This is a genomic window from Pseudomonas faucium (genome assembly GCF_021602585.1).
Lineage (GTDB): Bacteria > Pseudomonadota > Gammaproteobacteria > Pseudomonadales > Pseudomonadaceae > Aquipseudomonas > Aquipseudomonas faucium.
Genome location: NZ_BQIP01000002.1, coordinates 17,196 through 40,893, shown reverse-complemented (window position 1 = coordinate 40,893; position 23,698 = coordinate 17,196). Strand labels below are relative to the sequence as shown.

The 23,698-nt window shown below is 65.4% G+C and carries 21 protein-coding genes; 9 read left to right on the top strand and 12 right to left on the bottom strand.

What is annotated here, in order from left to right; genetic code table 11:
* The first annotated feature begins 59 nt into the window (after positions 1-59).
* Complete coding sequence (locus L6D75_RS02835; RefSeq protein WP_176511965.1) at positions 60-1,601, top strand: phosphoenolpyruvate carboxykinase; 1,542 nt, start codon at positions 60-62, stop codon at positions 1,599-1,601.
* A gap of 57 nt (positions 1,602-1,658) precedes the next feature.
* On the opposite strand, the gene L6D75_RS02830 is transcribed toward L6D75_RS02835, so the two are convergent.
* Together L6D75_RS02830 and L6D75_RS02825 are read right to left on the bottom strand one after the other, a co-directional pair.
* Positions 1,659-1,931 carry a type II toxin-antitoxin system RelE/ParE family toxin gene (locus L6D75_RS02830; protein ID WP_176511964.1) on the bottom strand — a complete coding sequence of 91 codons (273 nt, stop codon included), beginning with the start codon at positions 1,929-1,931 and terminating at the stop codon, positions 1,659-1,661.
* On the bottom strand, positions 1,931-2,374 hold the full coding sequence (locus tag L6D75_RS02825; RefSeq protein ID WP_176511963.1) for an antitoxin PaaA2 family protein: 444 nt from the start codon (positions 2,372-2,374) through the stop codon (positions 1,931-1,933). The genes L6D75_RS02830 and L6D75_RS02825 overlap by 1 nt, the downstream gene beginning before the upstream one ends.
* A gap of 123 nt (positions 2,375-2,497) precedes the next feature.
* Between L6D75_RS02825 and L6D75_RS02820 the strand changes: the two genes are divergently transcribed.
* The gene (locus L6D75_RS02820) at positions 2,498-2,938 is read left to right on the top strand and encodes an acyl-CoA thioesterase (protein ID WP_176511962.1); all 441 of its coding nucleotides are present in this window, start codon (positions 2,498-2,500) and stop codon (positions 2,936-2,938) included.
* 55 nt (positions 2,939-2,993) lie between these two features.
* Here L6D75_RS02820 and L6D75_RS02815 read toward each other — a convergent pair whose 3' ends face one another.
* The 3 genes from L6D75_RS02815 to fdhD form a co-directional block, all read right to left on the bottom strand.
* The gene (locus L6D75_RS02815; RefSeq protein WP_176511961.1) at positions 2,994-3,470 is read right to left on the bottom strand and encodes a glycine zipper domain-containing protein; all 477 of its coding nucleotides are present in this window, start codon (positions 3,468-3,470) and stop codon (positions 2,994-2,996) included.
* A gap of 209 nt (positions 3,471-3,679) precedes the next feature.
* Entirely contained in the window at positions 3,680-6,025 is a 2,346-nt protein-coding gene (locus L6D75_RS02810) for an FdhF/YdeP family oxidoreductase (protein ID WP_176511960.1), read from the bottom strand.
* Positions 6,026-6,030: 5 nt separating this feature from the next.
* On the bottom strand, positions 6,031-6,861 hold the full coding sequence (fdhD, locus tag L6D75_RS02805; protein WP_176511959.1) for a formate dehydrogenase accessory sulfurtransferase FdhD: 831 nt from the start codon (positions 6,859-6,861) through the stop codon (positions 6,031-6,033).
* A gap of 175 nt (positions 6,862-7,036) precedes the next feature.
* Between fdhD and lysM the strand changes: the two genes are divergently transcribed.
* On the top strand, positions 7,037-7,477 hold the full coding sequence (gene lysM, locus L6D75_RS02800) for a peptidoglycan-binding protein LysM (protein WP_176511958.1): 441 nt from the start codon (positions 7,037-7,039) through the stop codon (positions 7,475-7,477).
* Between the two features lie 85 nt (positions 7,478-7,562).
* On the opposite strand, the gene yrfG is transcribed toward lysM, so the two are convergent.
* Complete coding sequence (gene yrfG, locus L6D75_RS02795; RefSeq protein WP_176511957.1) at positions 7,563-8,225, bottom strand: GMP/IMP nucleotidase; 663 nt, start codon at positions 8,223-8,225, stop codon at positions 7,563-7,565.
* Positions 8,226-8,289: 64 nt separating this feature from the next.
* Here yrfG and nudE point away from each other — a divergent pair, with 64 nt between their 5' ends.
* Positions 8,290-8,856, top strand: a complete 567-nt coding sequence (gene nudE / locus L6D75_RS02790) for an ADP compounds hydrolase NudE (RefSeq protein ID WP_176511956.1) — start codon at positions 8,290-8,292, stop codon at positions 8,854-8,856.
* Positions 8,853-9,680, top strand: coding sequence for a 3'(2'),5'-bisphosphate nucleotidase CysQ (gene cysQ / locus L6D75_RS02785; RefSeq protein ID WP_176511955.1), 828 nt, complete (start codon positions 8,853-8,855; stop codon positions 9,678-9,680). The genes nudE and cysQ overlap by 4 nt, the downstream gene beginning before the upstream one ends.
* Before the next feature lie 116 nt (positions 9,681-9,796).
* On the opposite strand, the gene L6D75_RS02780 is transcribed toward cysQ, so the two are convergent.
* From L6D75_RS02780 to rfbC, 5 genes are read right to left on the bottom strand one after another with little or no spacing between them, the layout of a single operon-like run.
* The gene (locus L6D75_RS02780; RefSeq protein WP_176511954.1) at positions 9,797-10,252 is read right to left on the bottom strand and encodes a thioesterase domain-containing protein; all 456 of its coding nucleotides are present in this window, start codon (positions 10,250-10,252) and stop codon (positions 9,797-9,799) included.
* The gene (locus L6D75_RS02775; RefSeq protein ID WP_176511953.1) at positions 10,249-11,658 is read right to left on the bottom strand and encodes a sigma-54-dependent transcriptional regulator; all 1,410 of its coding nucleotides are present in this window, start codon (positions 11,656-11,658) and stop codon (positions 10,249-10,251) included. The genes L6D75_RS02780 and L6D75_RS02775 overlap by 4 nt, the downstream gene beginning before the upstream one ends.
* Positions 11,655-13,469, bottom strand: a complete 1,815-nt coding sequence (locus L6D75_RS02770) for a sensor histidine kinase (protein WP_176511952.1) — start codon at positions 13,467-13,469, stop codon at positions 11,655-11,657. The genes L6D75_RS02775 and L6D75_RS02770 overlap by 4 nt, the downstream gene beginning before the upstream one ends.
* 38 nt (positions 13,470-13,507) lie before the next feature.
* The gene (gene rfbD / locus L6D75_RS02765) at positions 13,508-14,368 is read right to left on the bottom strand and encodes a dTDP-4-dehydrorhamnose reductase (RefSeq protein WP_176511951.1); all 861 of its coding nucleotides are present in this window, start codon (positions 14,366-14,368) and stop codon (positions 13,508-13,510) included.
* Positions 14,365-14,910 (bottom strand): dTDP-4-dehydrorhamnose 3,5-epimerase, encoded by a 546-nt coding sequence (gene rfbC / locus L6D75_RS02760; RefSeq protein ID WP_176511950.1) that lies wholly within the window; start codon positions 14,908-14,910, stop codon positions 14,365-14,367. Before rfbC ends, rfbD begins: the two co-directional genes overlap by 4 nt.
* Positions 14,911-15,103: 193 nt before the next feature.
* On the opposite strand from rfbC, the gene L6D75_RS02755 reads away from it, so the two are divergent.
* The 3 genes from L6D75_RS02755 to L6D75_RS02745 all read left to right on the top strand — a co-directional run bounded on the left by L6D75_RS02755 (position 15,104) and on the right by L6D75_RS02745 (position 19,632).
* On the top strand, positions 15,104-18,004 hold the full coding sequence (locus L6D75_RS02755; RefSeq protein WP_176511949.1) for an aminotransferase: 2,901 nt from the start codon (positions 15,104-15,106) through the stop codon (positions 18,002-18,004).
* A gap of 140 nt (positions 18,005-18,144) precedes the next feature.
* Entirely contained in the window at positions 18,145-19,245 is a 1,101-nt protein-coding gene (gene aguA, locus L6D75_RS02750) for an agmatine deiminase (RefSeq protein ID WP_176511948.1), read from the top strand.
* A 189-nt stretch (positions 19,246-19,434) separates the two neighbouring features.
* On the top strand, positions 19,435-19,632 hold the full coding sequence (locus tag L6D75_RS02745) for a hypothetical protein (protein ID WP_236193409.1): 198 nt from the start codon (positions 19,435-19,437) through the stop codon (positions 19,630-19,632).
* A 168-nt stretch (positions 19,633-19,800) separates the two neighbouring features.
* On the opposite strand, the gene L6D75_RS02740 is transcribed toward L6D75_RS02745, so the two are convergent.
* A complete protein-coding gene (locus L6D75_RS02740) occupies positions 19,801-21,903 on the bottom strand; it encodes a TonB-dependent receptor (RefSeq protein ID WP_176511083.1) in 2,103 nt (700 codons plus the stop codon).
* A gap of 468 nt (positions 21,904-22,371) precedes the next feature.
* Between L6D75_RS02740 and L6D75_RS02735 the strand changes: the two genes are divergently transcribed.
* Positions 22,372-23,691 (top strand): OprD family porin, encoded by a 1,320-nt coding sequence (locus tag L6D75_RS02735; protein WP_176511084.1) that lies wholly within the window; start codon positions 22,372-22,374, stop codon positions 23,689-23,691.
* Positions 23,692-23,698 lie beyond the last annotated feature (7 nt).

Genomic DNA, 23,698 nt, shown 5'->3' with positions numbered 1-23,698 from the left:
TTTTCGAGACAACTACAAAACGTTTGGAGCACTCGGCCTCGGGCCGGATGGGGTATCTCATGACGCAAGCCAACAACACCGTGTACACCGACCTGAGCGTCGATGAGCTGGTTAAAGAAGCGCTGTCCCGCGGTGAAGGCGTGCTGGCCGATACTGGCGCACTGGTCGTCGAAACTGGCCACCGTACTGGCCGTTCGCCGGCTGACCGTTTCATCGTCGAAGAACCTTCCACCCAGGCCGCCATCGCCTGGGGCCCGATCAACCGCAAGTTCCCGGCCGACAAGTTCGATGCCCTGTGGGACCGCGTCGAGGCGTTCAACAACGCCCAGGATCACTTCGTTTCCTACGTTCACGTAGGTGCGGCCGCCGAGCACTACCTGCCGGTGAAGATGACCACCCAGACTGCCTGGCAGAACCTGTTCGGCCGTTGCCTGTTCATCAACCCGGAGCAGTTCAACCCGGCTGGCCGCGACCAGTGGCAGATCCTCAACGTCGCCAACTTCGTCTGCGAGCCTGAGCGTGACGGCACCAACTCCGATGGTTGCGTGATCATCAACTTCGCCGCCAAGAAAGTGCTGATCGCTGGCATGCGCTACGCCGGTGAAATGAAAAAAGCCATGTTCTCGGTGCAGAACTTCCTGCTGCCGGCCGCTGACGTGCTGCCAATGCACTGCGCTGCCAACATCGGCGAAGAAGGCGACGTAACCCTGTTCTTCGGCCTGTCCGGCACTGGCAAGACCACCCTGTCGGCCGACGAAAGCCGTTACTTGATCGGTGACGACGAGCACGGCTGGGGCGAGGGCGTTGTCTTCAACATGGAAGGCGGCTGCTACGCCAAGTGCATCGACCTGTCCGAGAAGAACGAGCCGGTCATCTGGAAAGCCATCAAGCATGGCGCCGTGCTGGAAAACGTCGTGCTCGACGCCAACAAGCACGCCGACTACGCCGACGTCAGCCTGACCCAGAACAGCCGCGCCGCCTACCCACTGGAGCACGTCGCCAAGCGCGCCGAAGCCAACCTGGGTGGCGAGCCGAACGCAGTCATCTTCCTGACCTGCGACCTGACCGGCGTTCTGCCTCCGGTTTCGATCCTGAACAACGAGCAGGCGGCCTACCACTTCCTGTCCGGCTACACCGCGCTGGTCGGTTCCACCGAAATGGGTTCGGGCGGCGGCATCAAGTCGACCTTCTCCACCTGCTTCGGCGCACCGTTCTTCCCGCGCCCGGCCGGCGAATACGCCGAGCTGCTGATCAAGCGTATCAACGCCTTCGGCTCCAAGGTCTACCTGGTCAACACCGGTTGGACCGGCGGTGGCTACGGCGTCGGCAAGCGCTTCAGCATCCCGACCACCCGTGGCGTGATCGCTGCGATCCAGAGCGGTGCTCTGGTCGGTGCCGAAACCGAACACCTGGACATCATCAACCTGGACGTGCCAAAAGCCGTTCCAGGCGTCGAGACCGAACTGCTCAACCCACGCAACACCTGGGCTGACAAAGCGGCCTACGACGAAGCGGCCAAAGGCCTGGCCGGCCTGTTCACCGAGAACTTCAAGAAGTTCGACGTGTCCGACGCCATCAAGGCCGCTGGCCCACAGCTGTAAGCTGACGCCAGCCGCAACGAGAAAGCCGCCCCAAAGGGCGGCTTTTTTGTGCGCGGCTCAAGGCCATTGTTGCCTGGCGTGCAAGAGGCGAACGATTTCCACGTTTTCACCCACAAGCCGAAACACCATCACATAGTTGGGGTGAACGACAACTTCTCTCGTACCGGGAACCCTGCCCGCTCTATACAGGTAAGGGTCGAGGGCTGCTTGCCTGGCTTTTTCGGCGAAGCGTTCGTCCAGTGCCAGTGCGGCCTGGGGATTGTGCTGGGCAATGTGCTCCATGATGTGCAAACGGTCTTCGCATGCCATTGCACGCCACGTCAGGCGCATCAGCGGAGTCTGGCTTTGAGTTCGGCACGGCGGGCTGCGAACAACCGCTGTACTTCGTCATCCTCCAAGGGGGGGGTTGGGTCCTGCAGGCTGGCATTCACCTGTTCGGCGAACCAGGCATCGTAAGCCGCTGCTTCATGGGCGCGCTTCAAGGCTTGCGCACGATCAGGGCGTTGGTAGGTACGCGTCTGACCGCGGTCGAAGGCAGAGGTATCGACTTCGAAATGGTCGATGCCGATGTCGAGCAGGTAGGTCACCAGCGTTTCGAACTTCTTGAACAGCCGCACGTTGCCGCTTCGCTGGGCGATGAGCACATGTTCCTGATGGTTGACGTCGACCTGGATTGCCCAACCGCCAGGCTGGCCCACGATGTGGGTGGCAAGGACACTGCCGCATTCCACCATTCGGCTGAGGTTGGCATGATCTAATTGATGAGTCGGCATTGGGGCATATCTCGGTTTCATCGGGATCGACCATGCTATGCAATCTATAGTTGATTGCGACTATAGTCCTTCCTGTCTTGCTGTGGGAAGCTTCCTCACGTTGTTACCAATTGTGGAACTGTCATGATCGAATCCCCCAACCGCACAGCCTTTTCCCACTTTCACCCGATCCTCACCCGCCCCCAGGACAACGACCACAACGGCCACATCGGCGGCGCCACCGTGCATGGCTTCTTCGAGACCGCCGTGCAGGCGTTTCTGGTGGAGCAGGCCGAGTTCGACCTGCGCGAGGGCGAGCTGGCGGCCTTCGTCGTCAGTTCCGCGGCAGACTTCTACGCGCTGCCCAGCTTCCCCGACGTGCTGGAGGTGGGCCTGGGCGTGACGCGCCTGGCGGGGAGCACGGTGGAGTACCGGCTGGCGCTGTATCGCCCGGGCGAGGCGGATGCCTGTGCGGCGGGCACGCTGGTGCAGGTGTTCATCGAGCGCGCCAGCGGCACGCCGGTGCCCTTGCCTGAGCCGCTGCAGCGCATCCTGGCCGGCCTGCAGCTCGAAGCCCAGGCATGAAAAAGCCCCGCCGGTGAGGGCGGGGCTTTTTTACTACCAGGGAGGTGCCCCGGTATCAGTGGCGCCAGTGCTTGTGCTTGCGGTGGCCGTAGTGGCGGCCACGGTCATAGTGACGACGGTCGTCGTAACTGCGACGGTAGCGGCGATCATCGTGGCGCTCGTCTTCATCGGCCTTGTTGCCCATGTAGTTACCCAGCGCGCCACCGGCACCACCGCCTGCGGCTGCGCCGATGTAGCTACCGGTGGTGCCGCCTACCGAGCGGCCGACCACGTTGCCGCCAGCGGCGCCCAGCGCGCCACCGATGGCCGCCTCGCCGCGCTGGCGCTTGTCGGCACCCAGGGCACCGCCTGCGGCGCCACCCAGGCCGGCGCCGATGGCACCGCCGGTGCTACCACCGATGGAGTTGCCCACCACGGAGCCGAGTACCCCACCTAGTGCGCCGCCAATGCCGGCCTCGGTATTGCCACCGGCCATGGCAACGCCGCTGAGCAAGCTGAAAGACAACAACAGAATCGAGGAGTACTTCTTCATCAACAGAGCCTCATAGGGATGACGAGGCGAAATTTGAGGCTCCGAGGTGCCCGTGGCAACGCAAATCCGACGAGTAGCACGAGTTGTACACAATTTTCTAAGTTATTGTTTTTGCGATGAAACTTTCTCGAATATTGCAGGTCTGAAATAATTGTGACGAAGCCCTGACCCCTTGTGGAGCAGGGCTTTTTGCGTTTTTGCCGGTCGATTTACAGGATGCGCCCATCGTCCCGCGCACGCTCCAGTTTGATCGCGACGAACTTGGAAGTCGGCGTGTGGCTACCCTCGCCAATGCTCTCCAGCGGAATCAACGGGTTCACTTCCGGGTAGTACGCTGCCGCCTGCCCGGCCGGGATATCGAACGCCAGCAATGTGAAGCCATGCACCCGGCGCACGTGCTCATCGCCCCACAACGACACGATGTCGACCTTCTGCCCCGGCTGGAAGCCCAGGCGGACGATGTCGGCTTCGTTGGCGAACAGCACGTCGCGCTGGCCACGCACGCCGCGGTAGCGGTCATCCAGGCCGTAGATGGTGGTGTTGTACTGATCGTGCGAGCGCATCGATTGCATGATCAGGTCCGGCAGCTGGCCGCTGGCGCGCACACGCGCATCGAGCAGGCTGTCCGGCAGCAGGTTGGCCTTGAAGTTGGCGCGGCCCGAGGCGGTCTTCCATTCGCGGCTGGCGGCGCTGTTGCCCAGGTAGAAACCGCCGGGCTGGCGCAGGCGCTGGTTGAAGCCGCTGAAGCCGGCGATGGTGTCGCCGATCAGGTCGCGGATGCGGTCGTAGTCGGCCACCAGCCAATGCCAGTCCACCGGGTGCTTGCCCAGGGTCGCGGCGGCGATGCCGGCGACCACTGCGGGCTCCGAGCGCATCTGCGACGACAGGGGTTTGAGCTGGCCGTTGGAGGCGTGGACCATGCTGAAGGAGTCTTCCACGGTGACGGCCTGTGGCCCGCCGGCCTGCAGGTCGATGTTGGTGCGCCCCAGGCACGGCAGGATCAGGGCCTGCTGGCCGTGGATCAGGTGGCTGCGGTTGAGCTTGGTGCTGATCTGCACGGTGAGCGCGCAGTTGCGCAGCGCCTGGGCGGTGCGCTCGGTGTCCGGGGTGGCTTGGGCGAAGTTGCCGCCCAGGCCGATGAAGACCTTGGCGCGGCCCTCGAGCATGGCATGGATGGCCTCGACGGTGTTGTGGCCGTTGTGCCGGGGCACCGGGAAGCCGAAGCGTTTTTCGATGGCATCGAGCAGCGCCTGCGGCGGGCGTTCGTTGATGCCCATGGTGCGGTCGCCTTGCACGTTGCTGTGGCCACGCACTGGGCACAGGCCGGCACCGGGCGCGCCGATGTTGCCGCGCAGCATCTGCAGGTTGACGATTTCCTGGATGGTCGCCACCGAGTGGCGGTGCTGGGTGATGCCCATCGCCCAGCACATGATCACGCGTTTGCCACGGCAGTACATGCGGGCGGCCAGTTCGATATCGGCCAGTGTCAGGCCCGATTGCTCCTCGATCTGCTGCCAGGCGGTGGCATCCACCACCGCCAGGTATTCGTCGACCCCCTGGCCATGCTCGGCGATGAAGGCATGGTCGAACACGGCCGGCTCACCCTTGGCCTGCGCCTCGCGCTCCCACTGCAGAACGAATTTGGCCATGCCGCGCAGCAGCGCCATGTCGCCGCCCAGCGCCGGGCGGAAGAACGCCGTGTTGGTCGGCCGGTCGCTGTTGGTGAGCATTTCCAGCGGGTTCTGCGGGTGCTGGAAGCGCTCCAGGCCACGCTCCTTGAGCGGGTTGATGCACACCACCTGGGCGCCGCGTTTCACTGCATCACGCAGCGGGTCGAGCATGCGCGGGTGGTTGGTGCCGGGGTTCTGGCCCCAGACGAAGATCGCGTCGGCGTGCTCGAAGTCGTCGAAGGTGACGGTGCCCTTGCCCACCCCGACGCTTTGCCCCAGGGCCACGCCGCTGGCTTCGTGGCACATGTTCGAGCAGTCGGGGAAGTTGTTGGTGCCATAGGCACGCACGAACAGCTGGTAGAGATACGCCGCTTCGTTGCTGGCGCGCCCGGAGGTGTAGAACTCGGCCTGGTCAGGGCTGGCCAGCTTGTTCAGCTCGCGGGCGATCAGGGCGAAGGCGGCGTCCCAGGCGATGGGCCGGTAACGGTCGCTTAGCGGGTCGTAGACCATCGGCTCGGTCAGGCGGCCCTGGTATTCGAGCCAGTAGTCGCTCTGCTGGCGCAAGGCGCTGACGCTGTAGCGGGCGAAGAAGGCGGCGTCGACGCGGCGCTTGGTGGCTTCCCAGTTGACCGCCTTGGCGCCGTTCTCGCAGAACTTGACCATGCCGCTCTCGGGCGAGTCGCCCCAGGCGCAGCCCGGGCAGTCGAAGCCGCCGTTCTGGTTGGTCTTGAGCAGCGCGCGGATGTTCTTCAGCGCGTTGTCGCTGCCGACCCAGGCCTTGGCCACGCTGCGCAGCGCGCCCCAACCACCGGCGGGGCCGTGGTAGGGCTGGTAGCGAGGGGAGGAGGCTGGGGCGTTGTCCGGAAGGTTCTGGTACGAGGTCACGGCTGTTACGACTCCGCCGCTGGGCTATAGACCCGCGGTGCACTGTGTTTGGGCAGGTGAATGAGGTTGAGGTTGTGCTTGCGCGCCCATTGCAGGGCAAGGCCGGTGGGCGCCGACAGGCTGACCAGGGTCTGGATGCCGGCGCGCAGCACCTTCTGGATCAGCTCCAGGCTGCAGCGGCTGGTGACGATGGCCAGGCCGCCGGTGGTGCTGATGCCTTGGCGCAGCAGGGCGCCGATCAGCTTGTCGAGGGCGTTGTGCCGGCCGATGTCTTCGCGGCCCAGCAGCAGTTCGCCCTGGTCATTCATGAACAGCGCCGCATGCACGGCGCCGCAATGCTGGCCCAGTGGCTGGAAGGCATCGATACGCTGGCGCAGGCCGGCCAGCCACTGCGCCGGCGGCAGCGAGGCGCCCGGCAGCGCGGCCAGTTCCGGCAGCGCCTGCTCCAGGGCCTCGACCCCGCATAGGCCGCAGCCACTGGTGCCGGCCAGCTGGCGGCGCTGGTTCTTCAGGTTCCAGAACGCGCGGCTGGAAATTTCCAGGTCGGCATACATCGCCGAGCCGCTGCCGGAGAGTTTCAGGTCGTAGATTTCTGCCGTGCCTTCGACAATGCCGCTGCCGACGCTGAAGCCGACGGCAAAGTCTTCAAGGTCGGTGGGGCTGACCAGCATCACTGCCTGGTTGAGGCCGTTGTAGGCGATGGCCAGGGCCACTTCCTCGGCCAGCGGCGTGCTCGCCAGCTCGCCATCGTCGAGCTGGGCATAGTCGTAGGTATTGCTGGCGGCGGGCAGGGCCAGAGGCGTGGAGGCCGCGCAGACCGGAGGTTTGCTGTTCATCGGGGCTGACTACCGGCGGCTATCTGATAGCACCAGCCTAGGCCGGCGGGCTGCGCGCGTCTAATCGCTAGGGTCTATGCCTTGATAGAGCGCGTCGATGAGCGGCAAGCGGCGGGGTGGGCAAAGCTGGCCTAGACTCCTTGCTCCGAAGGTATACGTCAACAAGGAGCGCGTCATGAGCCTGTTCAGTTTCGTGAAGGAAGCCGGCGAGAAGTTGATCGACCTGCTGACCCCCGGCAACGCCAACGCCGAGGAGCAGTTGAAGAAGCACGTGGAAAGTGTCGGCCTGGGCAACCCCAACATCACGGCCACCGTGGAGGGTGACAAGATCATCCTCAAGGGCGAGGTGGCCAGCCAGGAGGAGAAGGAAAAGATCATCCTGGCGGCGGGCAACATCAATGGCGTGGCCAGCGTCGATGACCAGATCACCGTGACCGGGCCGGTGGTCAAGGCTGCGCGGTTCGTGACCGTGAAGAAGGGCGACACGCTGTCAGCCATTTCCGTGGTCGTTTACGGCAATGCCAACCAGTACAACAAGATCTTCGAGGCGAACAAGCCGATGCTGTCGCACCCGGACAAGATCTACCCGGGGCAGGTGCTGCGTATTCCTGACTGATAGATCTTCATCGGCTTCATCGCCGGCAAGCCGGCTCCCACAGGTTCGCCACCGCGTTCCCTGTGGGAGCCGGCAATAGGGCCATTCACAGCCCCACCAGCAACTCCCGATAATCCTCCACCGCCGCGAACTCCTGGGTATCGCGCGGCGCCGCCTGGCTGTCCGGCTGGCGCACCGCCAGAAGGTGCGCCACACCAAAGCGCCGCGCACTGCGCAAGATGGCCAGCGTGTCATCGATGAACAGGCTGCGCTGCGGCTCGAAGCCGATATCCGCCTGCAGCGCATCCCAGAACTGTGGGCTCTCCTTGGGGTAGCCATAGTCATGCGAGCTGATCAGCCGCTCGAAATACGGCGCCAGCTCCACCCGCTCCAGCTTCAGCGACAGCGAATCGCGGTGGGCGTTGGTGATCATCACCACGCGCTTGCCGGCCTGGCGGATGGCTGCCAGGAAGGTATCGGCATCCGGCCGCAGGGCGATCAGGTCGGCGATCTCGCGCTTGAGCTCGCGGATCGGCAGCTTCAGTTCGCGGCTCCAGAAGTCCAGGCAGTACCAGTTCAGGGTGCCGGCGTTGCGCTCGAACAGCGGCTGCAGCTCCATTTGCGCCATGGCCTGGCTCACCCCGTGCAGCTCGGCGTAGCGCTGGGGCAGGTGGTCGAGCCAGAAGCGGTTGTCGTAGTGCAGGTCGAGCAGGGTGCCGTCCATGTCCAGCAGGACGGTATCGATGGCGGACCAGGGAAGAACAGGCATGGGAAACTCTCGTTCAGTCGGCAAGCCACGGTATAGTAACCCGTTCACGCCAAGGAGCCGCCCCATGCGCCAGAAACCCACCGTCCTCAGCCGCGAAATCGTCGCCAGCAGCCGCCTGTTCCGCGTCGAGGCCGTGCAGCTGCGCTTCAGCAATGGCAACGAGCGCACTTACGAGCGCCTGGTCGGCCGTGGCAATGGCTATGGCGCCGTGATGATCGTGGCCATGCTCGACGCCGAACACGCGGTGCTGGTCGAGGAATACTGCGGCGGCACCGATGAATACGAGCTGTCGTTGCCCAAGGGCCTGATCGAACCGGGTGAGGACGTGCTGGCCGCGGCCGACCGCGAGCTCAAGGAAGAGGCCGGGTTTGGCGCACGCCAGTTGGAGCACCTGACCGAGCTGTCGCTGTCGCCGGGCTACATGAGCCAGAAGATCCAGGTGGTGCTGGCCAGCGACCTGTACGAAGAGCGCCTGGAAGGCGACGAGCCCGAGCCGATGCGCGTCGACAAGGTCAACCTGCGCGAGCTCTCGGCCCTGGCCATGCACCCGCAGTTCACCGAAGGGCGGGCGTTGGCGGCGCTGTACCTGGCCCGTGACCTGCTGATCCAGCGGGGGCTGCTCGAGGTATGAACGACCAGCAACTGATGCTCGAAGTGGTCAAGCTGGCCGGCTTGGCCGGCGAAGCGATCCTGCCGTTCTGGCGCGCCGATGTCGCGGTGACCAGCAAGGCCGACGACTCGCCGGTGACCGCCGCCGACCTGGCCGCGCACCAGGTGATCGCCGACGGCCTGCAGGCGCTGGCGCCGCAGATCCCGGTGTTGTCCGAGGAAGACTGCAATATCCCCCTGGCTACCCGCCAGGGCTGGCAGCGCTGGTGGCTGGTCGACCCGCTCGACGGCACCAAGGAGTTCATTGCCGGCAGCGAAGAGTTCACCGTCAACATTGCCCTGATCGAAAACGGCGAGGTGGTGTTTGGCGTGGTGTCGATGCCGACCAGCGGGCGCTGCTATTTCGGTGGGCGCAGCCTGGGCGCTTGGCGCGCAGAGGCCGGCGCGGATGCCCTGCCGATCCAGGTGCGCAACGCGCCACCAGCCGACGGCCGCTTCACCGTGGTGGCCAGCCGTCGCCACTCCAGCCCGCAGCAGGAGGCGTTGCTGGCAGGGTTGGGTGCTGCGGTGGGGGCGCTTGAGCTGGCCAATATCGGCAGCTCGCTGAAGTTCTGCCTGCTGGCCGAAGGCAGCGCCGACTGCTACCCGCGCCTGGCGCCGACGTCGCAGTGGGATACCGCAGCGGCGCAAGGTGTGCTGGAAGGTGCTGGTGGTGAGGTGATCGGCCTGGATGGGCAGCCGTTCCGCTACCCGCCGCGTGAGTCGCTGCTCAACCCGTTTTTCCTGGCCTTGCCCGCTGCAGCAGGCTGGCGCCAAGCGCTCATCAAGTTGGCAGGGTCCCTGTAGGAGCGGCCTTGTGTCGCGAAAGGGCTGCGCAGCAGCCCCAGGGATATAGCGGCGAAACTGAAATTGCTGGGGCTGCTGCGCAGCCCTTTCGCGACACAAGGCCGCTCCTACAGCAATCAGCGATGTAGCACATACTGCCCGCTGAACCTCACCGCAGGCTCGTCGCTGCCAAGGTTGCTCACCGTGGTTTCCAGCGTCAGCCGCGCACGCCCTCGGCGCTGGTACATCGTCACGAAGCGTTCCCAGGTCTTCTCATCCGGCGCCGCACAGCGCGCCACCGCCGCGCCCGTCACCGGCAGCGGATAACTGATCTGCCCCTCCTGGATGACGATATGCCCATCATCGATGCCCAGCTCGCGCAGGCGCAGGTGCAGCCAGCCCCAGCCCACCAGCACTGCGGCGCAGTACAGGCTGCCGCCGAACATGGTGCTCTTGTGGTTGACGTTGGCGGCCAGCGGCAGCTGCAGGCGCAGGGTCTGGGCTTGCCAGTCGAGCACCTCCAGGCCCATTTCACGGGTCAGCGGGATGTCGCCGTGCAGCACGTGCTGCAGGTACTGGCTATCGGAACTCATGGGCGGTTTTCCTCGTGATCGTCTGGCCCGCTGCTGCCACCTTCGAAGTGCAGGCCGTGTTTGCGCAGCTTGTCGTGCAGGGTCTTGCGCGGGATGCCGAGGGCCTCGGCAAGGCTGCGCATGGAGCTGTGGGGCTGGGCCAGTTCGGCGGCAATCAGCGAGCGCTCGAAACGCTCCACCTGCTCGCTCAAGTTGCCCAGCAGGATCGGCGCCGCCGCCGGCGCTGCAGCGGCCACCTGGCCGTCCAGGGCCAGCTCCAGGCCCAGGGCGAAACGCTCGGCGGCGTTTTGCAGTTCACGCACGTTGCCCGGCCAGCCATGGCGCAGCAGCATGGCGCGTTGCGCCGGTTGCAGGCTGTGCGGCGGCAAGCCGTGGCGCTGGCTGGCAGCGTCGGCGAAATGCTGGAACAGCACCAGGATGTCGTCCCCGCGCTCGCGCAGCGGCGGGATGCGCAGCGGCGCCACGTTCAGGCGGTAATACAGGTCGGCGCGAAAACGCCCCTGGTCGGCGGACTGGCGCAGGTCTTCCTTGGTGGCGGCAATGATGCGGATATCCAGCGGGATCAGCTGGTTGCCGCCCAGGCGCTCGACCACCCGTTCCTGCAACAGGCGCAGCAGCTTTACCTGCACGTCCAGGCTCATGCTCTCGATTTCGTCGAGGAACAGCGTGCCGCCGTTGGCGAATTCGAACTTGCCGATGCGGCGCTTCTGCGCGCCGGTGAAGGCTCCCGGCTCGTGGCCGAACAGCTCGCTTTCCACCACCGACTCGGCCAGCGCCCCGGCGTTGATGGCCACGAATGGCCCATCGCGGCGGCTGGACAGGTCGTGCAGGGCGCGCGCCACCACCTCCTTGCCAGCACCGGTTTCACCAAGGATCAGCACGTCGGCGCGGGTGCCGGCCAGGGCGCCGATCTGCTCGCGCAGGCGCAGCATGGACGGCGAATGGCCGACCAGGCGCGTGGCCAGCTGCTGGCGGTCGCTCAGGGCCAGGCGCAGGCTGCGGTTGTCCAGCACCAGGCGGCGCAGGGCCAGGGCGCGGCGCACGCTGTCGAGCAGGGCATCGCTGGCGAAGGGTTTTTCCAAAAAATCATAGGCCCCGGCGCGCATCGCCTGCACCGCCAGCGGCACATCGCCGTGGCCGGTGATCAGCAGCACCGGCAACTCGCTGTCGCGGCCATGCAGCTGTTCCAGCAGCTGCAGGCCATCGATGCCCGGCATGCGGATATCGCTGACCACCACGCCAGGCCAGTCCAGTTCCAGGCGCTCGGCCAGGCCCTGCGCATCGGCCAGGGCGACCACCTTGAGCCCGGCCAGGTCGAGGGTCTGGCTCAGGGCCTGGCGCAAGTGCGGGTCGTCGTCCACCAGCAGCACCTGGGCCTGGTTGTCGATCTGTGTCTCGGTCGTCATGCCGAGGGGTCCTCCGAGGGTTGCAGGTTGGCGCCGGGCGCGGCCGTGCGCAGTTGCAGGGTCAGCAGCGCGCCACCTTCCGGGTGGTTGGCCAGCAGCAGTTCACCGCCCAGGGCACGCATCAGGCTTTCACAGATGGCCAGGCCCAGGCCCAGGCCCTGGGTGCGGGTCTTGGTGGTGAAGAACGGCTCCTTGGCATGCTCCAGGGCCTGGCGGCTGAAGCCCGGGCCGTTGTCGCGGATGTACAGGTAGACGTAGCCATCGCGGGTTTCGGCACTGAGCCACAGGCGCCGCGGGTTGGCCTTTTCGGTCAAGGCGTCGAGGGCGTTGGCGAGCAGGTTGCCGAGCACCTGGCGCAGGCGTGTTTCGCCGGCCTGGACCCACAAGGTAGCGTCCGGCAGGTCGCGCACCAGCTCCACGGCCATGGCCCGGCGGCGCTTGGCCAGCAAGGCCAGGGCATCGTCCAGTGCCGGCTGCAGGGCCACGCTTTCCGGGGCGTGGCGGTCGCGGCGGGCGAAGGCGCGCAAGTGGGCGATGATCGAGGCCATGCGCCCGGTCAGCTCGCCGATCAGCTTGAGGTTGCCGCGGGCATCCTCGGTGCGCTGGTGGTCGAGGAGAATCTCGGCGTTTTCCGCGTAGCTGCGGATTGCCGCCAGCGGCTGGTTGAGCTCGTGGCTGATGCTCGCCGACATGGTGCCGAGCACCGACAGCTTGCCGGCCTGCACCAGTTCGTCCTGGGCCCGCACCAGCTCCTGCTGGGCGTTTTCGCGCTCGAGCACGGCATTTTTCAGCCGGGTGTTGAGGCCTTCGAGGTCGGCGGTGCGCTGCACCACGCGGTTTTCCAGCTCCTGCCGGCCCCGGGCCTCGAAGTCGATGCGGTCGATGTAGTGGCGCCGGCGCTGCATCACCAGGCCGGCCAGCAGCATCAGCACCAGCAGCGCACCACCGCCAATGGCCATCACCGTCTGCACCGAGCGGTCGACCAAGGCGCGGGGCGCCAGCAGGCTCACTTGCCAGCCGGTTTCCTTGATGTCACGGCTTTGCGTGAGCCAGGCGTCCGGGTTCAGCACCAAGGGCTGCGGCGCCTGGGTCGGGTAGGGCTGGATGGCGATGATCGCCTGGCGCTCGGCCTCGGTCAGCGCGCGGGTGGCACGGAAGCGCCAGTCGGGCCGCGAGGTGAGGATGACCACGCCATTGTGGTCGGTCAGCAGCAACTGCTCGGGGGTGCGGCCCCACAGGGTTTCGGTGTGGTCGAGGTCGACCTTGACCACCAGCACGCCGACGATGCGCTCGCGGTCGTGCACGGCGGCGGCGAAGAAGTAGCCGCGCTTGGCCGAGGTGGTGCCCTGGCCGAAGAAGCGCCCCAGGTGCCCGTCCATGGCTTCGATGAAGTAGGGGCGGAAGGAGAAGTTGCGGCCCACGAAGCTGTCGCGCTTGTCCCAGTTGGAGGCGGCCAGGGTGTTGCCGCTGACGTCCATCAGGTACATCACCTCGGCGCCGGTCTGCTGGACGATGTCCTTGAGCAGGCGGTTGGCGTTGGTGACCGCCTCGAGCTTGAACGGGTCGGCCAGCACCGTGCGCAGCGCCGGCAGTTCACCGAGGATCTGCGGCAGGGTTTCGTAACGGTGCAGGGTGCCGAGCAGGTTGGCCACGTACAGGTCGAGGGTCTGGCGGTTCTGCGAGGCCAGTTCGTCCTGGTAGTAGCGTTCGGCAAGGTGGTGCAGCGGCCACAGCAGCGGCGCCAGGCACAGCGCCAGCAGGGCCAGGCTGCGCCAGCGGGGGCGTCGGGGGGGCGTCGGTTTTGCAATCATTGCGTAAATGCGCCAGAAGAGTCTGGCGCAATTATGCGCTACTTGAGGCAGTCGATCAGCGCCTGCTGCCAGTGCGGCAGGTGGATGTCCCATTCATGGGCCAGGCGGCTGCAGTCCAGGCGCGAATTGAGCGGGCGGCGGGCGGGGGTGGGGTAGTCGCTGGAGGGGATCGGCAACAGCTCGGCGCAGGGCAGGCCGCGGGCCTGGAGCTGTTCGGCGATGGCCTGGGCGAAGCCGAACCAGGAGGTTTCGCCCTGGGCGGTCAGGTGGTAGGTACCCCAGGCGCCAGCCTGGCCGGCCTGCCAGCGCTCGATCAGGGCGCGGGTGCTGGTGGCGATGGTCGCGGCCCAGGTGGGCGCGCCAACCTGGTCAGCGACTACCCGCAGTTGCGGTTTTTCCTGCAGCAGGCGTTGCATGGTCAGCAGGAAGTTGCGCCCGTGTAGCGAATACACCCAGCTGGTGCGCAGGATCAGGTGCTCGCCATCGACGGCGGCGATGGCCTGCTCGCCGGCCAGCTTGCTGCGGCCATAGACGCTCAGCGGGTTGGGCTTGTCGGCTTCGTTGTAGGGCAGGGCCTTGCAGCCGTCGAACACGTAGTCGGTGGAGTAGTGGATCAGCGGCGCACCCAGGCGCAGTGCTTCTTCGGCCAGTACCCGCGGGGCGTCGGCGTTGACCGCATAGGCCGCATCCGCGTCGCTTTCGGCCTGGTCCACGGCGGTATAGGCCGCGGCGTTGACGATCAGGTCGGGGGCCAGCCGGCGCAGCGGTTCGCGCAAAGCCTCGGGGCGGGCCAGGTTCAGCTGCTCGCGGCCCAGCAGGTGAAGCTCGCCAAGGCCTGCCAGCTGGGTGCCGAGCGCTTGGGCAAGCTGGCCGTTGTGGCCACAGACGAGAATTTTCATGGGAACAGGTCCGCGTTGGCCAACCAGGCGCCAGCCTGGTCCTTGGCCGACAGCAGCGGTGGTGCCTGCAGGCCCCAGTCGATGGCCAGGTCCGGGTCATCCCAGCGGATGCTGCGCTCGGCAGATGGGTTGTAGTAGTCGGTGGTCTTGTACAGGAAGTCGGCCGACTCGCTCAGCACCAGGAAGCCATGGGCGAACCCTGGCGGGATCCAGAACTGGCGGTGGTCGTCGGCATTCAGGCGGGTGGCGACCCAGCGGCCGAAGGTCGGCGAGCTGCGGCGGATGTCCACGGCCACGTCGAGCACGGCGCCCTGGGTGACCCGCACCAGTTTCCCCTGGGGGTTGTCGATCTGGTAGTGCAGGCCGCGCAGCACACCGCGCTGGGAGCGGGAATGGTTGTCCTGGACGAACTGCGCCTGGATCCCCGTCGCCTCGGCAAAGTCGCGGGCGTTGAAGCTTTCGAGGAAAAACCCTCGGCTGTCGCCGAAGACCTTCGGTTCGATGATCAGTACATCGGGTATTGCGGTGGCGATTATGTTCATGGCGATTGGTCGACCAGTAAGTTCAGAGTTAGACCGTACCGGTCATCTGCAGTTTTGCCGCCCCTGGCCCTTTGCAGCCTAGATGGCAGAAGGATCCGAGCGTTGACGCATGATCATCATTTCATCTTTGCCACTTGTTTATCGGCCTTGGCAGTGGCGAGATAAGCGAAAAGTAAAAGAGGTTTCATCTTCCATGCCCCTCAGCACCCTGATCCAGCGTTCCAGCCTGCCCAGCCCATCGCTCAGCGAAGCCCAGGCCCATGCCTTGCTGCAGGCGCATTACGACCTTGCCGGTAGCCTGTGTGCGCTGGGCAGCCAGCAGGACCTGAACTTCCGGCTGGACACGGGCCAGGGGCGCTACGTACTCAAGGTCTGCCATGGCAGCTATGCCCAGGTGGAGCTGGAGGCGCAGCATGCGGCCTTGGCCTACCTGCGCGAGCAGGGCGTGCCGGTGCCGGGCGTGCGCCCGGCGCGCGATGGGCAGGCCTTGCTGGCGCTGGACATCGACGGGCAACCGCTGCGGGCACGCGTGCTCGATTATATCGAAGGGCAGCCGCTGACTCGACTCAAGCACATGCCGGCGCGCCTGATCGCCGAGCTGGGCGCGCTGTGCGCCCGGGTCGACAAGGCCCTGGCCGGCTTCGACCACCCGGGTCTGGCGCGGACCCTGCAATGGGACCCGCAGCACGCCCAGGCGCTGATCGAGCACCTGCTGCCGGTGCTGCAAGACCCGGCCCAGCGTGCACGCATCGAGCAGGCCACCCGCCAGGCCAGCGCGCAACTGGCGCCGCTGGTGGGGCAACTGCCAAGCCAGGCGGTGCACCTGGACATCACCGACGACAATGCCGTGTGGGCCCGCGATGGCGAACGCCAGTGGCAACTGCAGGGCGTCATCGACTTCGGCGACCTGCTGCGCACCTGGCGCATCGCCGACCTGTCGGTGACCTGCGCGGCATTGCTGCACCACGCCGAAGGCGACCCGCTGCGCATCCTGCCGGCGGTGCGTGCCTACCAGGCCATCAACCCGCTGAGCGAGGCCGAGCTGCGCGCCCTGTGGCCGCTGGTGCTGAACCGCGCCGCGGTGCTGGTGCTGAGCAGCGAGCAGCAACTGGCCGTGGACCCGGGCAACCAGTACACCCGCGACAATATCGCCCACGAGTGGGAGATCTTCGATACCGCCACCGCCGTGCCCTTCGCCTTGATGCAGGCCGCCATCCTGCAGGCCGCAGGCGTCGAGCCCGGCCTCCCCGACCTGGCCGATTGCGCCCCCTTGCTGCCGGCGCTGGCCGGGCAGGCGGTCAAGCGCCTGGACCTGGGTGTGCTCAGCCCCCATTGCCAGGCCGGCAACTGGGAGCAGCCCGGTTTCGACCAGCGCCTGCTGACGGCGCAACCCGCCCCGGCCTGCAGCCTGCATGGGCAGTATCGCCTGTCGCTAACCCACATCGACCGCGCCGACGAGCCGGCCACCTGCGCCCTGGGCGTCGAGTTGCATGTGCCCGATGGCGCTGCGGTGCAGGCGCCGCAGGCAGGCACCTGGCAGCACCTTGGCGACGGGCGTGGCTGCCTGCGCACCGCGCACTGGGCCTTGTGGCTGAGCGGCCTGGAAGGCACCCCGGCCGATGGCCAGGCCGTGGCCAAGGGGCAGGCGTTGGGCAGCAGCTGTGGTTTTCTCAGCGTGCAACTGTGCCTGGACGCCGCCCTGCAGCCGCCGTTCTTCGCCACGCCTTCGCGTGCCGCTGCCTGGCTGGCGCTGTGCCCGTCACCGGCCGCGCTGCTGGGCTTTGATTGCGACGCCGAGCCGCTGCCCGATGCACAGGCCCTGCTGGCCCGCCGCGACGCCAGCTTCGCCCGCTCGCAGAAGCACTACTACGCCCAGCCGCCACAGATCGAGCGCGGCTGGCGCAACTACCTGATCGACCTGCAGGGCCGCTCCTACCTCGACATGCTCAACAACGTCGCGGTACTCGGCCACGGCCACCCGCGCATGGCGGCCGAATCGGCGCGGCAATGGTCGCTGCTCAACACCAACTCGCGCTTCCATTACGCCGCCATCGCCGAGTTTTCCGAGCGCCTGCTGGCGCTGGCGCCCGAAGGCTTCGACCGGGTGTTTCTGGTCAACAGCGGCACCGAAGCCAACGACCTGGCGATTCGCCTGGCCTGGGCCTACAGCGGTGGGCGCGACCTGCTCAGCGTGCTGGAGGCCTACCATGGCTGGTCGGTGGCGACCGACGCCATCTCCACCTCCATCGCCGACAACCCCCAGGCCCTGGAAACCCGCCCGGACTGGGTGCACCCGGTCGAGGCGCCGAACACCTTCCGCGGCCGTTACCGGGGCGCCGACAGCGCGGCCGACTACCTGCGCGATGTCGATGCCAAGCTTGCCGACCTCGACGCCCGTGGCCGCCAGCTGGCCGGCATGATCTGCGAGCCGGTGTATGGCAACGCCGGGGGCATCTCGCTGCCGGCGGGCTACCTGCAACAGGCCTATGCCAAGGTGCGCGAGCGCGGCGGCGTGTGCATCGCCGACGAGGTGCAGGTGGGTTACGGGCGCCTCGGCGAGTACTTCTGGGGTTTCGAGGAGCAGGGCGTGGTGCCCGACATCATCACCATGGCCAAGGGCATGGGCAACGGCCAGCCCCTGGGCGCGGTGATCACCCGCCGCGAAATCGCCGAGGCGCTGGAGGCCGAGGGCTACTTCTTCTCCTCGGCGGGCGGCAGCCCGGTGAGCTGCCGTATCGGCATGGCGGTGCTGGAGGTGATGGACGAGGAGGGGCTGTGGCAGAACACCCGCGACACCGGGCGCTATTTCAAGGCGCGCTTGCAGGCCTTGGTCGATAAACATCCGCTTGCCGGGGCGGCACATGGCTCGGGCTTCTACCTGGGCCTGGAGCTGGTGCGCGACCGCCAGACCCTGGAGCCGGCCACCGAGGAAACCACCCAGCTGTGCAACCGCCTGCGTGACCTGGGCATCTTCATGCAGCCGACCGGGGATTACCTGAACATCCTCAAGATCAAGCCGCCGATGTGTACCACGCGGGCCAGCGTGGACTACTTTGTCGACAGCATCGATCGCATCCTGTCGGAAGGCCTGTAATCACAGTGAAACCGCGTATGTCGATTGTTATCGACATACGCGGTTTTTTTATTCCTTAACGGTTGGTTGGTTGGCTTTTATTGTCGATATATATCGGGTATAAAACCGCCATGCCTTCCCCTATTCCCCAGAGGTTACCGATGAAGACCCTCAACTCCACGCCTCGCGCCGATGGCTTCCACATGCCCGCCGAATGGGCGCCGCAAAGCCAGGTCTGGATGGTCTGGCCCGAGCGTTCGGACAACTGGCGCCTGGGCGGCAAGCCTGCCCAGGCCGCCCACGTGACCCTGGCCAAGGCCATTGCCCGCTTCGAGCCGGTCACCGTTGCCGTGTCTGCTGGCCAGTACGAAAACGCCCGCCGCCAGCTCGACCTGCCGAACATCCGCGTGGTGGAAATCAGCAACGATGACGCCTGGGTGCGCGACACCGGCCCAACCTTCGTGATCAACGATGCCGGCGAAGTGCGCGGCGTGGACTGGGGCTTCAACGCCTGGGGCGGCTTCGACGGCGGCCTGTACGCGCCGTGGAACCGCGACGAAGAGCTGGCGGCCAAGGTACTGGAAATGGAGCGCTGCCAGCGCTACCACACCGAAGGTTTCGTGCTCGAAGGCGGCTCGATCCACGTCGACGGCGAAGGCACCCTGATCACCACCGAAGAGTGCCTGCTCAACCGCAACCGCAACCCGCACCTGAACCGCGAGCAGATCGAAGAGATCCTGCGCGAGCACCTGGCGGTGGAAACCATCGTCTGGCTGCCGGATGGCCTGTACAACGACGAAACCGATGGCCACGTCGACAACTTCTGCTGTTACGTCAGCCCAGGCGAAGTGTTACTGGCCTGGACCGATGATTCCAACGACCCCAACTACGCCCGCTGCCACGCCGCGTTCGAGGTGCTGAAAAACAGCCGTGATGCCAAAGGCCGCGAGTTCGTGGTGCACAAGATGCCCATTCCTGGCCCGCTGTTCGCCAGCGAAGAAGAGTGCGCCGGTGTCGACCACGTGGTCGGCAGCCAGGAGCGCGACCCGTCGGTGCGCCTGGCCGGTTCCTACGTGAACTTCCTGATCGTCAACGGCGGCATCATCGCGCCAAGCTTCAACGACCCGGCAGATGCCCAGGCCAGAGCGATCCTGGCGAAGATCTTCCCCGACCACGAAGTGGTGATGATCCCTGGCCGCGAGCTGCTGCTCGGTGGCGGCAACATCCACTGCCTGACCCAGCAGCAACCGGCGCCGTTCTAGCGCTGAGGCTGCGATGCAGAAAAGGCCCGTCGGATGACGGGCCTTTTTTTTGCGTGGGCGATATGCGGCGCTGTGAATGGCATATGTTTTGTATTGATTTCAGGGAGTTACTGAAGCACGTCGGATCTCCGTCTTGTAACAATCACTACGTAAATTAGCCGCTCACGGGCCAAGGGAGTACGTGTAGACATGAATGCAGCAAGTGAGACGGCTTTGCGCCCATCGTCAGTGAATCGCCAATCGCTCAGAATGCTGGCGCAGTGGTTGAAACACCATGGAAGCAATCGGGTCAGGACGACCGACCCACGACGTCTGCTTGACGGCCGCTATCCGCAAGGGCTGATCAGCGATGCGGAGCTTGAAGCACTGCTGGGTGTGTGGCACTGAAACAGGGCAGGAGCCCGACCCCATGAAAAACGCCACCGTGAATGCGGTGGCGTTTTCGTTTGTGGGGTGTCAGTGGCGGCCCCATCGCCGGCAAGCCGGCTCCCACAAGGGGCAGCGCAGGCTGTGTAGGAGCCGGCTTGCCGGCGATGGGGCCGGCGCAGGCAACCATCAGAAGCTGTAGGTACCGGTCACCACCAGGCTACGCGGGTCTCCTGGCTGAATCTGCGCGGCACTGGTCGCCGAGCTGTAGTAGGTCTTGTCGGCAATGTTGCTCAGCGCCGCCCGCACATCCCACTCCCGGGTCCGGAAGCCCGCCAGCGCATCCCAGCGCCCGTAGCCCGGCAGCACCGTGGTGTTCTGGTTGTCGGCATAACGCTCGCCCACCAGGGTCAGGCCGGTTTCCGCGTACCAGCCAAGCTCGGGCTTCCAGGTCACGAACAGGCTGGCGTTGCGTTTGGCCACATCGTTGATGCGGTTGCCTTCCAGGCCGTTGTTGTCCTTGACGATGGTGGCGTCCTGCAAGCCGATACCGCCGCGCACGTACCAGTTGCCGACGACGTTGCCGGTGGCGGTCAGCTCGATGCCGCGCGAGCGCTGCAGGCCGCTCATCACGGTGATTTCCGGGTTGATCGGGTCACGCGTGCGGCGGTTGTAGAGCTCCAGCTCGTAGATCGCCAGCGTGGTGGTCAGGCGCTCGTCCAGCCAGTCGCTCTTGACCCCGATTTCCTTCTGCCGGGTCAGCTCGGGGCTGGTGTCGTTGGTGTTGCCCGGGGCGCCTGGGGTGATGCCGATCAGGCCGCCGCCGACCGGCGAGAAGGTCTTGCTCCACGAGGCATAGAACGAATGGTCGCGCCACGGCGTATAGACCACGCCCAGGCGGGGGCTGGTGGTGGTGCTGTCCTGTTTTTCGGAAAGGTCGCGCACCTTGTTGGTGGTTTCCACTTCGAACTGGTCGAAACGCACCCCGGCGAGGATCTGCCACTGATCGTTCAGGCGGATCTGGTCTTGCAGGTACAGGCCACGGCTGTCGACCACCGTGTGGTTGTCGCTCGACACCACCATCTTGCCGTTGTGCTGCAGGTCACGGTTGGGGTTGTTCAGGTCCAGCGGCGGCACCGGCGTGCCACCGGCCGAAACTGCCGCGGCGTTGTACAGCGTCGGGTCGCGGCGCTGGTGGCCCAGCTCCAGGCCCACGAGCAGCTTGTGCTCCACGCCCCAGGTGGCGAAATCGCCTTCGGCCTCGAGGTTGTTGAACAGGTTGCGGGTGGTCAGGTCCTGCTGCCAGCGCTGGCGAGTGACGGTGTTGTTGCTGGCGTTGTAGGCGGTTGCGTAGGTGTTGTCGAAATCGCTGTCGAGCTGGAACAGGCCCAGGGTATGGCGCAGCTGCCAGGTGTCGTTGAGCTGGTAGTTCAGGCGCGAGCGCAGCGACTGCGCGCGGTCGTCGATGTAGTCGCGCTGGGTGTCGCCGTAGGTGGTGCTGCGGCTGACGTCGGCAGGGCGGCCGTTGACCCCGGGGATGCCGCGGTCGGGGGTGCGGTTGTAGCGGCTGTATTCGTACTGCACCAGCCAGTTCAGGTCCTGGGAGATCTGCCAGCTCATCGACGGGGCGAACAGCTGACGGCTGCCATCGACGCCATCGCGGAAGCTGTTGTTGTCCTGGTTGCCCAGGTTCAGGCGCAGGCTCACGGTGTCGCTGGGGTCGGCGCTGAGGTCGGCGTACAGGCTGCGCAGGTCTTCGCTGCCGCCCTGGGCTTCGATGGACGAGCGCCGGCCCTGCTCTGGGGCCTTGCTCACCCGGTTGACGATGCCGCCCTGGCTGCCACGGCCATACAGCACGGCTGCCGGGCCCTTGAGCACTTCGACCCGTTCGATGTTGTGCAGGTCGCGGATGTACTGGCTGTCGTCGCGAATGCCGTCCAGGTAGAAGTCGTTGCTGGCCTCGAAGCCGCGAATGCGCACGCTGTCGAAGCGCGTGTCGGCGCCGCTGCTGACGTTGGGGATGCCTTCGAGCGCCTTGCCCAGGGTGTTGCTGCCGTAATCCAGCACGTTGGCGGCTTTTACCGTGTCGATGGCCTGCGGCACGTAGCGCACCGGCGTGGACGTGCGGGTGGCGGTGCTCACTTCCTTGACCCGCGGGTTGTCTTCTTCGCGCTCGCTGTCGGCGGTTACCGACAGTTCCGGCAGGGTGGTGGTGGCGGCGCTGGCCAAGCTGGCGCTGAACAGCAGCGAGAGGCCGAGTGTCAGGGGTGAAAGGCGGCAAGGGGCAAGCATGGAGGCATCCAGACCTGGGGCAGGTGAAAAGGGATGCGAATGGTAATGCTTGCTATTTGCTACTGCTCGGGAATTCGTAAAGGCTTGTCTTTACGTTTGTATCACTTTGTTACTAGTCAATTGGCAGGGTGCCATCAGGTAAATCCTGATTGAGATCAAAATGAGATTTCTGACAAAAGATAAATTGCCTGCTGATGGCGCGAACGTGCGCGCAAATGCAGCGTTCCTCTGCTTGATTTTGGTTATAACGACCTGCATTTCACGACTTTTTGACATTTGTAATCGCACACGGCTAGGATTCCGCCAACGCCTGCTGGCCATGACCTGGCCATGCTGCTGTTCAAGGCCCGCCACATAAGCTTCGGCGGGCTTTTCAGTTTGGATCCGCATAGCGTCGAACCTACGAAGGGGCGTTGGTTCCTGGCGTCATATTGCAGAGCGTTTTTGATTAGGAATAAGGAAAACAACATGTTGAAAACCAGGATCAGCCTGGTCGCCCTGGCGATGATCGCCGCGACCCAGGCCCAGGCCAACGAGCAGGCCGACAGCAAGGGCTTCATCGAGGACAGCCACGCAAACGTTCTCCTGCGTAACGCCTACATCAACCGTGACAAGAAGCACGGCACTGATGACCAGATCGAATGGGGCCAGGCGGCCATCGCCAACTTCTCCTCCGGCTTCACCCAGGGCACCGTCGGTGTCGGCGTCGACGCATTCGGCTTGTACGCCGTGCGCCTGGACGGCGGCAAGGGCCACAACGGTGGCGCCGGTGTCGACTTCTTCAAGCCGCACAACACCACCAACGCCGACGGCAACGCCAGCGGCCCGCATGACCTGGCCCGCGCCGGTGCAGCGGTGAAGTTCCGCTTCTCCAACACCGTGCTTAAGTACGGTGACCAGATGCCGACCCTGCCCGTGCTGCAGTACGACGATGCGCGCCTGCTGCCAGAAAGCTTCACGGGCACCCTGATCACCTCCAAGGAAATCCAGGGCCTGGAGCTGAACGCCGGTCGCTTCACCCAGGAAGCGCGCAAGAGCGCCGAGCGTCGTGACGGTGGCGGCCTGAAGTCGATCAACGTGCTCGGCGGCAGCTACAAGTTCACCGACAACTTCACCGCTTCGCTGTACACCGCAGACAACGAAGACGTGATGAAGAAGCACTACCTGGGCCTGAACTACGTCTTCCCGATCGCCAATGACCAGTCGCTGACCCTGGACTTCAACGGCTACAAGTCGGACATCGACAACAAGTACGTGCAGGCCGCCGGCCTGAACGGCGACTCCAACACCATCTGGAGCCTGGCCGCGACCTACGCCTACGGCGCGCACTCGTTCACCATCGCGCACCAGCGCAGCACTGGCAGCACCGGCTACAACTACGGCTGGTACCAGAACGAAGGTGGCGTGGGTGACGGTGGTTCGACCATCTACCTGGCCAACTCCTACTGGTCCGACTTCAACGCCGAAGACGAGCGCTCCTGGCAGCTGGGCTACGGCCTGGACTTCGGTGCCTACGGCATCCCGGGCCTGACCTACAAGCTGGCCTACGTGGTGGGTGACAACATCAACACCCGCAACGTCGCCAACCCAGAAGGCTTCGGCGAAGGTAAAGAGCGCGAGATCTTCAACCAGATCCGCTACGTGGTACAGGACGGCCCGGCCAAGGACCTGTCGATCAAGCTGCGCAGCTCGTTCCTGCGCACCAACAACGCTGTACAGCAGAACGGCTACAACGACGACGGCAACGAAGTCCGCGTATTCGTCGAGTACCCGATCAGCATCTTCTGATACTGAT

What these genes read in the sequence shown, in the direction of transcription:
- L6D75_RS02835 (WP_176511965.1), top strand. Translation starts at nt 60, where the DNA reads ATGACGCAAGCCAACAACACCGTGTACACCGACCTGAGCGTCGATGAG.
- L6D75_RS02830 (WP_176511964.1), bottom strand. Translation starts at nt 1,931, where the DNA reads ATGCGCCTGACGTGGCGTGCAATGGCATGCGAAGACCGTTTGCACATC.
- L6D75_RS02825 (WP_176511963.1), bottom strand. Translation starts at nt 2,374, where the DNA reads ATGCCGACTCATCAATTAGATCATGCCAACCTCAGCCGAATGGTGGAA.
- L6D75_RS02820 (WP_176511962.1), top strand. Translation starts at nt 2,498, where the DNA reads ATGATCGAATCCCCCAACCGCACAGCCTTTTCCCACTTTCACCCGATC.
- L6D75_RS02815 (WP_176511961.1), bottom strand. Translation starts at nt 3,470, where the DNA reads ATGAAGAAGTACTCCTCGATTCTGTTGTTGTCTTTCAGCTTGCTCAGC.
- fdhD (WP_176511959.1), bottom strand. Translation starts at nt 6,861, where the DNA reads ATGAACAGCAAACCTCCGGTCTGCGCGGCCTCCACGCCTCTGGCCCTG.
- lysM (WP_176511958.1), top strand. Translation starts at nt 7,037, where the DNA reads ATGAGCCTGTTCAGTTTCGTGAAGGAAGCCGGCGAGAAGTTGATCGAC.
- yrfG (WP_176511957.1), bottom strand. Translation starts at nt 8,225, where the DNA reads ATGCCTGTTCTTCCCTGGTCCGCCATCGATACCGTCCTGCTGGACATG.
- nudE (WP_176511956.1), top strand. Translation starts at nt 8,290, where the DNA reads ATGCGCCAGAAACCCACCGTCCTCAGCCGCGAAATCGTCGCCAGCAGC.
- cysQ (WP_176511955.1), top strand. Translation starts at nt 8,853, where the DNA reads ATGAACGACCAGCAACTGATGCTCGAAGTGGTCAAGCTGGCCGGCTTG.
- L6D75_RS02780 (WP_176511954.1), bottom strand. Translation starts at nt 10,252, where the DNA reads ATGAGTTCCGATAGCCAGTACCTGCAGCACGTGCTGCACGGCGACATC.
- L6D75_RS02775 (WP_176511953.1), bottom strand. Translation starts at nt 11,658, where the DNA reads ATGACGACCGAGACACAGATCGACAACCAGGCCCAGGTGCTGCTGGTG.
- L6D75_RS02770 (WP_176511952.1), bottom strand. Translation starts at nt 13,469, where the DNA reads ATGATTGCAAAACCGACGCCCCCCCGACGCCCCCGCTGGCGCAGCCTG.
- rfbD (WP_176511951.1), bottom strand. Translation starts at nt 14,368, where the DNA reads ATGAAAATTCTCGTCTGTGGCCACAACGGCCAGCTTGCCCAAGCGCTC.
- rfbC (WP_176511950.1), bottom strand. Translation starts at nt 14,910, where the DNA reads ATGAACATAATCGCCACCGCAATACCCGATGTACTGATCATCGAACCG.
- L6D75_RS02755 (WP_176511949.1), top strand. Translation starts at nt 15,104, where the DNA reads ATGCCCCTCAGCACCCTGATCCAGCGTTCCAGCCTGCCCAGCCCATCG.
- aguA (WP_176511948.1), top strand. Translation starts at nt 18,145, where the DNA reads ATGAAGACCCTCAACTCCACGCCTCGCGCCGATGGCTTCCACATGCCC.
- L6D75_RS02745 (WP_236193409.1), top strand. Translation starts at nt 19,435, where the DNA reads ATGAATGCAGCAAGTGAGACGGCTTTGCGCCCATCGTCAGTGAATCGC.
- L6D75_RS02740 (WP_176511083.1), bottom strand. Translation starts at nt 21,903, where the DNA reads ATGCTTGCCCCTTGCCGCCTTTCACCCCTGACACTCGGCCTCTCGCTG.
- L6D75_RS02735 (WP_176511084.1), top strand. Translation starts at nt 22,372, where the DNA reads ATGTTGAAAACCAGGATCAGCCTGGTCGCCCTGGCGATGATCGCCGCG.